Source organism: Methanobrevibacter sp. V74, assembly GCF_963082495.1.
Taxonomy (GTDB): Archaea; Methanobacteriota; Methanobacteria; order Methanobacteriales; family Methanobacteriaceae; genus Methanocatella.
In genome coordinates, this window is record NZ_CAUJAN010000004.1 from 150,787 (window position 1) to 163,683 (window position 12,897).

Consider the following 12,897-nt stretch of genomic DNA (forward strand, 5'->3'; position numbering starts at 1 on the left):
GCAACTAAAAATTCATTCTTTTGGCATTGTAATTATTTCATGGAATTTTAAATCGAATAAGTTTTTTGAATTAACTGGAGTCAATATAACTGCACTATCAATGCCGTGACCTCTACCACCAATTGCAATAATTTTCTCGCCAACAGGAATTAATCCAGCATCTGCAGCCATCAAAGAGATTTCAGCGGCTACTTTAATACCGTGTGAAAACATTCTTAAAGTATCCGCCACAATATCCAATGGAGAATATCCTCCATATTTATTGGTTATGCCTCTTGCAGCTCCACTAAATGCATGTATTCCAAAGTAAGTTTTTATTCCATGCTTTTCAAGTTTTCCAATCATCTCCGGTGAAATATCTGATTCATTTTCACCGCTAAAACCCATATGATGAGTAACATTGATTATTTCGACATCATTATCAATAGCCTCATGCAATTTTAATGCGGATTTACCACTAGCAGACGCAATTAAAATCCTTTTAATATCATTATAAGATTCTAATTTGTCATTAACCCCATTAATTACTTCATCTGTATAATCATTTCCTTGTTTCTCAAAATATGTGATAAATTTTCTTTCCATATTCTAACCATCCCGATAGATAATTTTAATAATCTATTAATTTATATTTATTATAATAATTTTTAATAAAGATTTTTATGAATATTCCAGAACTTGAAGATGTAAAAAGCGTGACTAATGGAGATTATATATTAATACCTATTGAAACAGGATATATTAAACCTAATGATACATTAGATTGTATAATTAAACCTGCAAAAGAATTAATGCAGGATGGAGATTATTTGGTTATTGCTGAAACTCCTATTTCAGTTTCACAAAATCGTTTAGTTGACGAGTCAAAATACACTCCATCGATTACTGCAAGATTCTTGGCTACGGTTTGGAGCAGGTATTTATGGGGCTATGTTTTCGGCCCTCTTTTAAAGATTAAAAAAAGAACCATAAAAAACTTAAGAAAACTTCCAAAAGAAACTGAAGCTCACAAAGAAGTAGTTCTTCAATTATATGGTCTTAAACATGCACTGAAACCCGCTTCAGAGGCTGGAATTGATTTAAGTAATGCACCTGGAACTTTTGTTTCACTACTACCTGAAAATCCCGAAAAAGTTGCAGTAGAACTCAAAAATGAAATAGATAAAGAGGTTTGTGTGATGATTATCGATACAGATGCAACTTATATGAAAAACGGAAAATATTTCACAGGCCTTCCAATAGCTATTGATGGCATTGATGCAGATAATGGATTTTTCGGATATGTAAAAGGACAATTATCAAAGAACATGGGGCCAACTCCTTTAGGGTGCAGTGAAAAAATAGATGTTGAAACCGCATTGAAAATCGCAAATATTGCTGAAGATTACCAGAAATCTCTCTCAACAGAAATGAAAACAATACATAGTGTTAAATCTGTTTTAGGTTCTGAAATTAATGCAGTAACTATTGAAGACCTTGATTCGATTATTCACACACCAGCAGTAATTATTAGAAAGATTTAATTTATATAAATTAATTAATACTAATTTAAAATTAAAATATTAATTTTTAACATTTAAAACACCCAAATAAATCTTTTAAGCTATAAAGTGTTGAGAGAAAGAAAGTTTTATATTTAACATAAAACAAAAAAATGTAATAAGTTATAAGTTAGAATTTATAACAATTTTTTTAAAAAATAACATAACGGATTTGAAGTTTATGAATGTAGATGCTATTGCCAAGTATAGAAATTATTTATTGCCTATTATGGATAGTATTTCAATTATTTTTGGATATTATTTCATGTCAGTGCTGATTACTGATTCATTTCTTATGCACCCTACAAGTGCAGTAACAAGAAATGAAATATTAATAAGTATTGTATTAGCCATAATGGTTTATCAAGTCGTATTTAGATTATCAAAAAGATACACCAACATCATCCGTTATGAAAACAATCAAGATTACATTTTATATATCGTACTTTCATTAGTATCATCAATTATAGTATCCTTAATTGAAGAATTAGGGTTGCACATGATTAATCCTTCAATAAAACTGAATTTAATTATTGGATTGCTCATTGGAATTATCATGCTATCTTATCGTATGATTATCAGATATTTACTACTTTATGATGTTGCAAATAAAGGAATTAATTATACTGTTGAAAATCCTAAAAAACTGCTAATTGTTGGAGGAGGATATTCGGCTAATGACATTATTAAAACCTTAAATTCGACCCTTAAAGGAGAATATCATATCATAGGTATTGTTGATGACAATAAAAAACGTATAGGTTATTCTGTTGCAGGAGTTAGAATCATTGGAAATAGAAACGATATTGTAAAGATTTGTGAAGCTGAAAATGTTGATGAAATCTTTTTTTCAATAGTAAACATCGATAATAAAAATAAAAAGGAAATTCTTGAGATATGCAGTAAAACAAATGCTAAAGTAAAGGTCTTGCCAAGTTTAATTGAATTAATCACTGAAGAAAACCTATATCAAAGCCTAAGAGATGTAAGTATTGAAGATTTACTTGGAAGAGAACCTATTGAACTTGACAATCACAATATTAAAAATTTGATCAATGACAAAATTGTTTTAGTAACTGGAGCTGGAGGATCTATCGGTTCTGAACTTACAAGACAAATAATGCTTTACAATCCAAAACAGCTCATTTTATTAGATAATTATGAAAATAGCCTATATGACATTGAGCTTGAATTAAAAACATTGCATCCAAATAATGATATACGTGCAGTTGTTGCAAACATTCGCGAACAAAAGAGATTAGATGCAATATTTGATAAATATATGCCTGAAATTGTTTTCCATGCAGCGGCACATAAACATGTCCCTCTAATGGAGAACAATCCAACTGAAGCAATTAAAAATAATGTATTTGGAACTTATAATCTTGTAAATTGCTCGGACAAATATAAAGTTAAACGCTTCATATTAATTTCAACCGACAAGGCAGTAAACCCGACAAATATTATGGGAGCTACTAAAAGATTATGTGAAATGATAATTCAAGCCAAAAATAGAGAAAGTGACACTGAATTTGTTGCGGTTCGCTTTGGTAATGTCTTAGGCAGCAACGGATCTGTTGTCCCATTATTCAAAAAACAACTAGCTCATGGAGGTCCATTAACAGTAACCCACAAAGAAATTACAAGATTTTTCATGACAATACCTGAAGCGGTTGCCCTAGTATTGCAGGCAATTACCTACGCCCAAGGAGGAGAAATATTTGTTCTGGACATGGGAGAACCTGTTAAAATTTATGATTTGGCAAAAAGCCTTATTGAATTATCAGGATACAGGCTCGGCGAAGATATGGAAATTGAAATTACTGGAATGAGGCCTGGAGAAAAGCTTTATGAAGAATTACTAATGAATGAAGAAAATTTACATGAAACAAATCACAAAAAAATATTTATCACAGAATCCATGGACTTTACAATGGACGATGTTGAAAAGAAATTAGATATGTTTAGAGAAATCATAGACAACGAACATGCCACTAAAGACCACATTAAAGAAGTAATTAAAAATTGTGTTCCAACATATAAAGAACCTGAAGAGGTTAATGGAGAGTGAATATAATGAATATCCCATTTTCACCACCTGATATAAGCGAAACCGAAATTGAAGAAGTAATCTCAGCATTGAAATCCGGTTGGATTACAACAGGACCAAAAACAAAGGAATTTGAGAAAAAGATCACAAAATATTGTGGAAGCGATAAAACCGTTTGTTTAAGTGCGGCAACTACTGCCTTGGAGATGACTTTGCGAGTATTGGGTATTGGTAAAGGTGATGAAGTTATTGTGCCCGCTTATACTTATACTGCTTCCTGCAGTGTCATTTGCCATGTTGGAGCAACACCAGTAATGGTTGACAGTCAAATTAACAGCGAAGAAATGGATTATGCAAAAATGGCTGAAGCTATAAGTGAAAAAACTAAAGCAATTATCCCCGTTGATATTGCAGGCATCTTATGCGATTATGGTAAAATCTTTGAAGCAATAGAAAACAAAAAAGAGTTATTTGAACCTTCAAATGATATTCAAGAAGCATTCAATAGAGTTGTTGTCGTGGCGGATTGTGCCCATGGTTTTGGAGCTATCCAAAATAATAAAAAAGCAGGGACTCTTGCGGATTTTACTTGTTTTTCATTTCATGCGGTTAAAAACTTAACAACCGCTGAAGGCGGAGCGGTAAGTTGGAAAAACCATGAAGGAATTGACAGCGAAAAACTCTATAAAGAATTCCAGATTTATTCACTCCACGGACAGACTAAAGATGCTCTTGAAAAAACACAAAAAGGTTCATGGGAATACGATATTTTAATTCCAGCATATAAATGCAATATGACTGATGTTCAGGCGGGAATTGGCCTTGGACAATTAAAAAGATATGAATCGATGTTGAATAGAAGACACGAAATCATTAAAAAATACGATGAAGCTTTTAAAAACTCAAGAGTCATCACCCAAAACCATACAGGTGCAAATCACACCTCCTCCGGCCATTTATACTTAACAAGGATTAAAGATATAACTTTAGAAGAGAGAAATGAGATTATTGTTAAAATGGAAGAACATGGAATAAGTACTAACGTTCATTACAAACCACTCCCATTATTAACTGCTTATAAGAATTTGGGATTTGATATTGCCAATTACCCTAATGCATATCATTTATTTGAAAATGAAATAAGTTTGCCGATTTACTCTACACTAAGTGATGAGAAAGTTGACTATATTGCCAAAACATTATTAGAAATATTAGATGAATACTGAATTCGTAATATTTTTATAATATAAAAGATATATATTAATAGCAATTTTAATTTTTATACATGTATTTAAGAGGAAATTAAATGATAGATGATCCATTAGTAAAGACTTTATTAACCAATGTTGTTGAAGATGAAAGCAATTTACCTATTGTTCAAGCATTAATTGATGGTGTTGAAACTGATGAAGAAATTGCTAATAAAACTAAAATCAAATTAAATATTGTTCGGAGAATATTATACAGGCTTTACGATATGGGATTAGCTAGTTATAAAAGAAGTAAAGACCCTGAAACTCAATGGTTTACATATTCTTGGAAGTTTGAAAAAGACGAGGTTATGAACCGCATCATTAAGGATTCCGAGAATTATTTAAAAATACTTAACGATGAGTTAGAACGTGAGGAAAATAATATGTTCTTTTTATGTCCACAAGGCCATGTGCGACTTGATTTTGATGATTCTTCAGAATATGAATTTATATGTCCAATGTGTGGTGAAGAACTAGAATTCCATGAAAACAAAGATACCATAAAACAACTTAAAGAAGATATTAAAATGGTCGAAAGTAATTTTAAATCATTTAGTGAAAAAAACAGATAAAATGGAACTTGAGTTACTTGAAAAAGAACACACCTCTAAAAATGTAATAGAACATTGCAAAGCTGTTTATAAAAAAGCTATGAAAATAGCTGCTAATTTTGATAATGTAGATGAAGACCTTATACGTAAAGGAGCTTTATTGCACGATATTGGAAGATCTAAAACTCATAGCATAGAACATGCGATAAAAGGAGTTGAAATTGCCAGAAGTCATGGCTACTCCGAAGACGTGTTGCATATTATTGAAAGACATATTGGAGCCGGAATAACTCCCGAAGAAGCCGTTAAACTTGGACTTCCAAAAAAATCATATGTTCCCCAAACACTTGAAGAAAAAATCGTGGCACATGCTGACAATTTAGTAAGTGGAAGTGAGGAAGTAGATGTTGATTTTGTGATTGCTAAATGGCAGAGAACTATCGAAGATAGTGATGATAATATTAAAAGATTAATTAAACTCGATAACGAGTTAATAAAAGCTTTTGAGGAATAATATGAAAGTAATATGTTCAAGTGAAGAATCACTCTATCGTCCAGAAGCAGTGCGATGGAGACAAAGAATGGAAATAACGGAACCTTTAGGAGATACTGTTGTTTTATTACCTTGCAGTATGAAAAAGCCCTATTCCAATTCTAAATCTCATCAAAAGTTTAGAAAACTAACCAAATCATTTCAAGAACTCATTGTAACTTCCCCTTTTGGAATTTGTCCAAGAGAGCTTGAAAACACTTTTCCAATACAATCTTATGATGTAAGCACAACAGGTTCCTGGTCAGCTGATGAAATTGAAGAAACCGGTAAGTTAATAGCTAAATATTGTAAAGGTAAAACAATTGTAGCCAATCTTGCTGGAGGATACTTAGAGTCTTGTGAAGCATATATAGATGACTTCACTAATGTCTGTGTTGATGAACGTCCAACTTCTCCAGATTCACTTTATAATTTAAGAATGGAACTTAAAAATCATGAAAGAATCAATAGACGTGAAAAAACATTGCATGAACTTAAATCAATTGCTAAATATCAATTTGGTGAAAATGGAGATAAATTCATTCCAGATAATGTTAAAACAAAGGGAATGTATCATAAAAGAATTTTATCAAATGGTGTTCAATTAGCATTATTAAATAAAGATTATGGACTGTTTAGATTAAATTTACCTGGCGGGAAAATCTTAAAAGAGTTAGGGATCCATATTGTCAATATTGATTTTAATCTTGAGACCAATACTGTCTTTGCACCGGGAATTGAAAAAGCAGACCATAAAATCATTCCAAATGATGAGGTCATTGTTGTACGTGATGATGCTGTTGTTGGTGTTGGTAAAGCAATAATGACCGGTCGTGAGATGGAAGAATGTGACAATGGCATCTGCGTTAAAATAAAACATCGTTTGAAAAAATAAAAACATATATAAATATCATTGTTATATAATAATAAATACATAAATTATAGGAGATTTAAAATGTCAGAAGATTTAGTAAAGGATATTAAAGATGCAATCACTCCAATTAATGACCCTCACATGGGAATTAGTATTGTAGATATGGGTATTGTACAAAATATTACCGTTGACGGCAACCAAGCAGAAATTATTCTTAAACCAACCAATCCAGGTTGTATGAGCATTACCCGTATTGCTGCTGATGCTAAAATCAGAGCTGAAAACGTGGAAGGTATCGAAAAAGTTATCATTAATGTTGAAGGACATGCTATGGCAGATTCTATTAACGAAATGATTAATAGATGAAATTTTAAAAAATTTAATTAATTACCTTTATAACCGAAACAGTTATATAATAGTAATTAACAAATATATAAGTGTTGACAGTTAACTGTCACACCAATCTTATAGGCTAGTGGCACAGCTTGGTTAGCGCGCTCGGCTGATAACCGGGAGGTCATGGGTTCGAATCCCATCTAGCCTACTAATTACTGATTTTCTAGAATTTTTTTATAACTTAAGAGTTTTATCGTGATTTTTTAGAAATTATTAAATACCTAATTCTAAAAATATTAACTTAAATGGACAAAAAGTTGGAATGATGATTAAAATGTGGGAAAAAGTTAATGAAAAATTTAAAAAATACCCTGCAAGACTAAGAGTTGCAGAAAAAATGATTGAACTTGGATTGTCTCTAGGTGAAGACGGTAAAGTTTATTGTGGAAATTTAAAAATAAGCGATAAATCATTGGCAACAGCAGCAAATGTTGACAGACGTGCAATCAAATCTACAATTGAAGTAATTCAAGAAGATCCAGAATTAAACAATATATTCTGTAATATCACCCCTGCCGGAACACTTTTAAAAAACATTGCCAAAAACCTTGAACTAGGCGTAATTGAGATTGAAGTTGGATCTGAAAATGAAGGCATACTAGCCAATATTACTAGTTTAATTTCAAAAAAAGGTATAAGCATTAGACAAGCTTATGCTGAAGACACCGAACTTCAAAGAAATCCAATACTAACAATAATTACTGAAAAACCTGTTAAAGGTAATTTAATAAACGAATTTTTAAAAATAAAAGGAGTAACAAGAGTGTCTATTTATTGATTTAAATTAGCACTTCTCGCTTTTTCCATTTCCCTATCTTCTTCTTCAAGAATTTCCATAAGTTCTTCCCAAGCTTCTAAAGATTCTTTAGCTGCTTCTTCGGTTAATTTTTCTATTGCAAAACCAGCATGGATTAAAACATAATCACCAACTTTTACTTCAGGTAAAAGGTCCAATTTTGCTTGTTGCCTGGCTCCGCCAAAATCAGCCACCAACAAATTAGCCTCTCTGTCAATTTCAATAACATGAGCAGGTGCTGCAATACACATGATTTCCATCTCCAAAATAATTTTATATTAATACTATTAAAAGTTAGTATTATATAAAACTATCTGAACAGGTGAAAAAATGAAAAATATTGTTATCGGATCAGGTCCCGCAGGAAGATTAGGTTCTTTTGAACTTGGAAAATTAGGGAAAGAGGTCACTTTAATTGAAAAAAATCATATTGCAGGAACCTGCTTAAATGAAGGATGTATGGTTGTTTGTGCATTAACTGACATCACCAAATTCATTGATTTAAATAAAAGATTTAATCATTACGGTTTTTTAAAAACCCAACTCGAATTATCTTATGAAAAGATTGTTGAAAAAATATGTGAAACCCAGGTTATACTACGACAAATAAACCAGATGGAAAATGAAAGTGTTGGAAACAATATTGTTTATGGAGAAGCCAGTGTTGAAGAAGGCACTGTTAAAGTAAATAATGAAACTTTTGAATATGATAATTTACTAATTGCCACTGGTGCTCGTCCATTTATTCCTGATATCCCTGGAAAAGAATATGGATTAACCAATAAGGATATTTTGAAACTCAATGATATTCCTGAGAAATTAAATATTATTGGTGGGGGAATTATTGCTTGTGAAATAGCCAATATTTATTCAACACTTGGCAGTGAAGTTAATCTTATTGCAAGAAGCCAAATTTTAAAAGATATAAGTGAAGCTACTAAAAAATATATCTTAGATAAGATAATTCCAGATGTTAACGTTTTAGAAAATACCAATATAAAACAAGCATTTAAAAATAAAATATTGACTGATAGTGAAGATGAATTAGAAGGCATTCCATTTTTTGCAACCGGCAGAACTCCAAACAGTGAGGTTGTAGATGGATTTGTTGAGTTAAATGATGATAAAACTATCAGAGTTAATGAAATGATGCAAACCAATGTTGATAATGTATATGCTGCAGGAGATGTTACTGGCGGATATCAATTAACACCCGTAGCAAGAATGGAAGGCATCACTGCTGCAAGAAATATGGCCAAGTATTCAAATAAAGTAAGCTACAATTGTATTCCTCAAACCTTAAGTTTGAACATGGAAGTTAGCTTTGTTGAAAATGAAAAAAACCACTTAAGCGATGATGATAAAGAAGTGATTGGAATACCTGGAATTGCAGGCCCACATTCCTTTTGGAACATACTAATGGAAGATACCGGATATACTGAAATTGAGTTTGATAAAAACAAGAATAAAATAAATAGAATAAATTCAATATCCCCATCATCAACAAGTGATGTGGCATATCTTTCATATTTGATGAGAATGGATTATGATTTAGATGATTACGGTGAATTTTTAGAAATACACCCATCAACTGATTCAAATTATAAAATTATTAAAAATATGTGGTTATAATAACCACTAATCTAATTTTTTAAGGATACTGCCTGCTAAATTATCAGCAGCATGTAAACATTTCTCACCATAAATTAAAGCATTTTCTTGAAGTGATTCGTAATTTTCAAATGCCTTTTTAATATTTTCATTAACGTCTTTAACTTCAGATTCAATCATAGCTCCCTTAAAAACGCCAGCCATATTCTGATATCTGCCCCATTTTACACGAGTAAGGGCGATAATTGGTTTTCCACAAGTGAATGCTTCTTCAAGAGAAACACCGTCATCTGTCAGTACAGTCAAATCAGAGAATTTGAATAAATGATTTATCCAGTCAATATAACCTGCATAGATTATTTTATCCTCATTGATTAAATCATAATACTCATCATGTAATGGCAAACCCACTAAAACTAGGTTATACTCATCAGTTCTATTGGCAACCAAATTAATAGCTTCAATTGTGCCTTTAAAAATAGATGAACCAGATGAAAATACAATAGTTTTTTTATTTTCATCGAAATTAGGGAATTCTTTTAATTTTTCTAAAGCAATTTCAGGCTTGCCTTCACCAATATCATTAGCTAATGGATAAAAAGATTTTTCCATATTATTGGGAAGTTTATCCCATCTAAATTTATCCAATTCCGGTAAAATAAAACAATGATTAAATTTTGGACATACTTTTGAATCAAGAGGCGTTGAAATTAAAGAAAAAGTAGGAATCCTAGCAAGTTTTCCTCCAAAAGACCCAACAATTGCACCTCCTCCTAAAACACCAATGACAAAATCAGATTCGGATTTTTTGATAGCTTTTCTAGTTTTAAAAGCAGCAGGTATTAATTTAAGAGCTCCTTTAAGAGCAGATAATTTAGTTGCAGAATGACCTCCAGCTTGAGGGATAGATATTTTATGCCAAGAATATCCATGTTTTTCAAATAAAACACCTGGAGCAGACTCATCCAATGCAACATCACAAATTATACCTCGCTTTTCTAATGCACTCATAACATTTAAAGCAATCATAGCATCCCCACCAAGTCCCCGACCAGTGACTACAAATAATGCCTTCATAAATCATTCTCCTTTATCTAAACGTGAAACATAACTGTTTGGAACATATGTGTTGTGATTTGGAGCATGAGGATTGTACAATAATCTCCTAAAACCTAATGAAATCAATAATGGATTTTTAATATTATATTGCTTATCCTCTAAAATCCATTTTCTAAATAAATCTCCTAATCCTCCCCCAGTCAAAACATCCATGAAAAAGTCACCAAATGTTGGGTCAAGAATACGGAGCTTTTGTCTAAAGAATATGATTAGGTTATTGCGTCTTACAAAAGCAATGAATGCAGTTGTTATAAATCCGAATACCAGTACTCCAACCAATTCTCCCATTACATAAAATGCTAAACCAAGTGCCACGCCAAATGTATGGTTTCCAACTTCACCCAACATGATTTTTCCTGAAAAATCAAGCGGACAATATCCTAAACAAACAGCTAACAACAACAATGGAGTATAAACAGCAGGCAATTCAGCATATGGTTGGGAACCGATTAATAATGTTGCAACAATTGTTAGAACTGACATTATAATTGTTACAATACATGCAGATCCCGGTTGCATATCTGAAATATTTAATGGCTGAACCATAAGTGCAACAAATATTGCAGATATGCCTAAACCTTGATATATCCCAACAATCATCACCGCAATTATTCCGATTCCTCTTGACAATTGACCCCATTCAATACCAAATGGAGATTTTTTTCTGCCCAAAACATCATCGATTAGTGCAAAAATACCTATGATTAAAATTAAATTGTTAAATCTTGGTAGCATGTAAAAAGACAATATTACAAAAGGAACAATACCTACAGCACGTGGAATTCCTCCACGAACATTCGGATATAAGTTACCTAAATATCCCCTTTTTCCTAAAAATCTAAATATTATATCTATAATAGCCGTACCTATTGCGGATAAAACAAAAACAAATATTAGTGCACAAAGTATCGATGAATACATCATATTAAATCACGATTATAATTTTTATATATATAAGATTTAAATTGTTTTTAATATATAAAATTAAGCAATTTTGTACCTTAAAATAGCCGCCATCCCACCTAAGCTTTCTAATTGTTTTCCACCATCATGTTCACTACTGATGACCATTACTTCACCTTTCATGTTTTCAACCATATCCATTGCCTCATCCATGTCTTCACTTGCTATTTTCGTGTCAAGAATTAATAATTGGGATACCGCACCTAAATTAATGGCATTTTTAGTTTCTTTTATACCATAAGTGATTTTTGAAGAGTTTTTGCCAATATTTTCCAATAAATTATTGACAGCTCCCATTTCTTGGGCAACTCTATTTTCGGAAGTTAATTTTTCAACAGTGCCTTTTTTAAGAACTTCATTTATTCCATTTCTTCCGCCGGCACCGGTTGAGTCAACAACGGATATTTTAGCTAAATCTTTATGATTGTCTTTTAAATAATCATGAAAATCATTTTTAACAAAACCCGGCCCTGCAATTACAATATTTTGAATTGAATCAAATTTAGCAATTGATTCTATGACTTTTTCATAAAATTGAGTGATATTTTTTTGCCGATTTTTATCTAAGATGCGTTTACCTGAGACATTGCCTTTAATTGGACCATAATATTCAATTCCGAATTGTCTCATCAAACCTAATGTTGCAGTGTCATCTTCTAAAACTACAATGATTGCAGATAATTTACGAGAAGCATCAATTGCTTGATTTAATCTTTTAATAGCCCACTTAGGCCATCTTGGTTTGGTGATTTTTAAAGGAACATTCAATTTGACTTCCAAAGTATGATGTGATCCGAGAGGTATTAAATCTTCCGGACCTCTTGTAATGACGCCAGTTAATCGCAGTTTTCCTGTGAATAAATGAAAAGAAATACTTTCAATATCTAAACCTAAATAGAAAGTTTTTTTAATTCCCCTATCACTTCTGATTTTATCTCCAGTGTTGTCCTGTATACGCCTAGTTGTTTTAGAGGAAGCATTATCCCCAATCTGTATTACATGGGATAAATGCCATAAATCATCCAATGTTTCTGGAACTACTTCTACAATTCCTTCCTTTTCATCTTCGTTTATAATTTTCATACTAACATTAATTAGATTAATAAGTAATAGTATTAAAAATTTATCATACTGAAAATTGTCTATTGTGTGATTCCAATTTAAACAAATTTTCATTTGAAACTTTTACCTGATATCTGGAGACAGCGTTA

14 protein-coding genes and 1 tRNA gene are annotated in these 12,897 nt (G+C 31.6%); 10 read left to right on the top strand and 5 right to left on the bottom strand.

The annotated features are described in order from the left end of the window. Positions 1-12: 12 nt before the first annotated feature. Complete coding sequence (locus tag Q9969_RS07855) at positions 13-585, bottom strand: pyruvate kinase alpha/beta domain-containing protein (protein WP_305556063.1); 573 nt, start codon at positions 583-585, stop codon at positions 13-15. A gap of 77 nt (positions 586-662) precedes the next feature. Here Q9969_RS07855 and Q9969_RS07860 point away from each other — a divergent pair, with 77 nt between their 5' ends. The 9 genes from Q9969_RS07860 (at position 663) to Q9969_RS07900 (ending at position 7,975) form a co-directional block, all read left to right on the top strand. Then, positions 663-1,523, top strand: a complete 861-nt coding sequence (locus Q9969_RS07860; RefSeq protein ID WP_305556066.1) for a coenzyme F420-0:L-glutamate ligase — start codon at positions 663-665, stop codon at positions 1,521-1,523. 199 nt (positions 1,524-1,722) lie between these two features. Next, complete coding sequence (locus Q9969_RS07865; RefSeq protein WP_305556069.1) at positions 1,723-3,612, top strand: nucleoside-diphosphate sugar epimerase/dehydratase; 1,890 nt, start codon at positions 1,723-1,725, stop codon at positions 3,610-3,612. Between the two features lie 5 nt (positions 3,613-3,617). Next, a complete protein-coding gene (locus Q9969_RS07870) occupies positions 3,618-4,817 on the top strand; it encodes a DegT/DnrJ/EryC1/StrS aminotransferase family protein (protein ID WP_305556072.1) in 1,200 nt (399 codons plus the stop codon). 80 nt (positions 4,818-4,897) lie between these two features. Continuing rightward, on the top strand, positions 4,898-5,416 hold the full coding sequence (gene tfe, locus Q9969_RS07875) for a transcription factor E (RefSeq protein ID WP_305515436.1): 519 nt from the start codon (positions 4,898-4,900) through the stop codon (positions 5,414-5,416). 1 nt (position 5,417) lies between these two features. Continuing rightward, positions 5,418-5,909, top strand: coding sequence for a TIGR00295 family protein (locus Q9969_RS07880; protein WP_305515707.1), 492 nt, complete (start codon positions 5,418-5,420; stop codon positions 5,907-5,909). A gap of 1 nt (position 5,910) precedes the next feature. After that, positions 5,911-6,822 carry a DUF5591 domain-containing protein gene (locus Q9969_RS07885; protein WP_305556076.1) on the top strand — a complete coding sequence of 304 codons (912 nt, stop codon included), beginning with the start codon at positions 5,911-5,913 and terminating at the stop codon, positions 6,820-6,822. 60 nt (positions 6,823-6,882) lie between these two features. Further along, a complete protein-coding gene (locus Q9969_RS07890) occupies positions 6,883-7,167 on the top strand; it encodes an iron-sulfur cluster assembly protein (protein WP_305512437.1) in 285 nt (94 codons plus the stop codon). Between the two features lie 103 nt (positions 7,168-7,270). After that, positions 7,271-7,345 (top strand) — tRNA-Ile (locus tag Q9969_RS07895). 114 nt (positions 7,346-7,459) lie between these two features. Continuing rightward, positions 7,460-7,975 (top strand): amino acid-binding protein, encoded by a 516-nt coding sequence (locus Q9969_RS07900; RefSeq protein ID WP_305512439.1) that lies wholly within the window; start codon positions 7,460-7,462, stop codon positions 7,973-7,975. Here the strand turns inward: Q9969_RS07900 and Q9969_RS07905 are convergent. After that, positions 7,969-8,244: a HypC/HybG/HupF family hydrogenase formation chaperone gene (locus Q9969_RS07905; RefSeq protein WP_305512441.1), complete on the bottom strand. Its 276-nt coding sequence runs from the start codon at positions 8,242-8,244 to the stop codon at positions 7,969-7,971. The two genes, Q9969_RS07900 and Q9969_RS07905, sit on opposite strands and share 7 nt — an antisense overlap. Positions 8,245-8,323: 79 nt before the next feature. On the opposite strand from Q9969_RS07905, the gene Q9969_RS07910 reads away from it, so the two are divergent. Continuing rightward, positions 8,324-9,625, top strand: a complete 1,302-nt coding sequence (locus tag Q9969_RS07910) for an NAD(P)/FAD-dependent oxidoreductase (protein ID WP_305512443.1) — start codon at positions 8,324-8,326, stop codon at positions 9,623-9,625. 6 nt (positions 9,626-9,631) lie between these two features. On the opposite strand, the gene Q9969_RS07915 is transcribed toward Q9969_RS07910, so the two are convergent. From Q9969_RS07915 to Q9969_RS07925, 3 genes are read right to left on the bottom strand one after another with little or no spacing between them, the layout of a single operon-like run. Continuing rightward, positions 9,632-10,681: a glycosyltransferase gene (locus Q9969_RS07915; RefSeq protein WP_305512445.1), complete on the bottom strand. Its 1,050-nt coding sequence runs from the start codon at positions 10,679-10,681 to the stop codon at positions 9,632-9,634. A gap of 3 nt (positions 10,682-10,684) precedes the next feature. Beyond that, positions 10,685-11,647, bottom strand: coding sequence for a cell wall biosynthesis protein (locus tag Q9969_RS07920; protein ID WP_305512447.1), 963 nt, complete (start codon positions 11,645-11,647; stop codon positions 10,685-10,687). A 60-nt stretch (positions 11,648-11,707) separates the two neighbouring features. Beyond that, the gene (locus tag Q9969_RS07925) at positions 11,708-12,769 is read right to left on the bottom strand and encodes an mRNA surveillance protein pelota (protein ID WP_305556079.1); all 1,062 of its coding nucleotides are present in this window, start codon (positions 12,767-12,769) and stop codon (positions 11,708-11,710) included. Positions 12,770-12,897 lie beyond the last annotated feature (128 nt).

Excerpts from the sequence above, each read along its gene's own strand:
- Q9969_RS07855 (WP_305556063.1), bottom strand. The coding sequence starts at position 585 with ATGGAAAGAAAATTTATCACATATTTTGAGAAACAAGGAAATGATTAT.
- Q9969_RS07870 (WP_305556072.1), top strand. The coding sequence starts at position 3,618 with ATGAATATCCCATTTTCACCACCTGATATAAGCGAAACCGAAATTGAA.
- Q9969_RS07880 (WP_305515707.1), top strand. The coding sequence starts at position 5,418 with ATGGAACTTGAGTTACTTGAAAAAGAACACACCTCTAAAAATGTAATA.
- Q9969_RS07915 (WP_305512445.1), bottom strand. The coding sequence starts at position 10,681 with ATGAAGGCATTATTTGTAGTCACTGGTCGGGGACTTGGTGGGGATGCT.
- Q9969_RS07925 (WP_305556079.1), bottom strand. The coding sequence starts at position 12,769 with ATGAAAATTATAAACGAAGATGAAAAGGAAGGAATTGTAGAAGTAGTT.
- Q9969_RS07885 (WP_305556076.1), top strand. The coding sequence starts at position 5,911 with ATGAAAGTAATATGTTCAAGTGAAGAATCACTCTATCGTCCAGAAGCA.
- Q9969_RS07865 (WP_305556069.1), top strand. The coding sequence starts at position 1,723 with ATGAATGTAGATGCTATTGCCAAGTATAGAAATTATTTATTGCCTATT.
- Q9969_RS07910 (WP_305512443.1), top strand. The coding sequence starts at position 8,324 with ATGAAAAATATTGTTATCGGATCAGGTCCCGCAGGAAGATTAGGTTCT.
- Q9969_RS07920 (WP_305512447.1), bottom strand. The coding sequence starts at position 11,647 with ATGATGTATTCATCGATACTTTGTGCACTAATATTTGTTTTTGTTTTA.
- Q9969_RS07900 (WP_305512439.1), top strand. The coding sequence starts at position 7,460 with ATGATGATTAAAATGTGGGAAAAAGTTAATGAAAAATTTAAAAAATAC.
- Q9969_RS07860 (WP_305556066.1), top strand. The coding sequence starts at position 663 with ATGAATATTCCAGAACTTGAAGATGTAAAAAGCGTGACTAATGGAGAT.
- Q9969_RS07890 (WP_305512437.1), top strand. The coding sequence starts at position 6,883 with ATGTCAGAAGATTTAGTAAAGGATATTAAAGATGCAATCACTCCAATT.
- Q9969_RS07905 (WP_305512441.1), bottom strand. The coding sequence starts at position 8,244 with ATGTGTATTGCAGCACCTGCTCATGTTATTGAAATTGACAGAGAGGCT.
- tfe (WP_305515436.1), top strand. The coding sequence starts at position 4,898 with ATGATAGATGATCCATTAGTAAAGACTTTATTAACCAATGTTGTTGAA.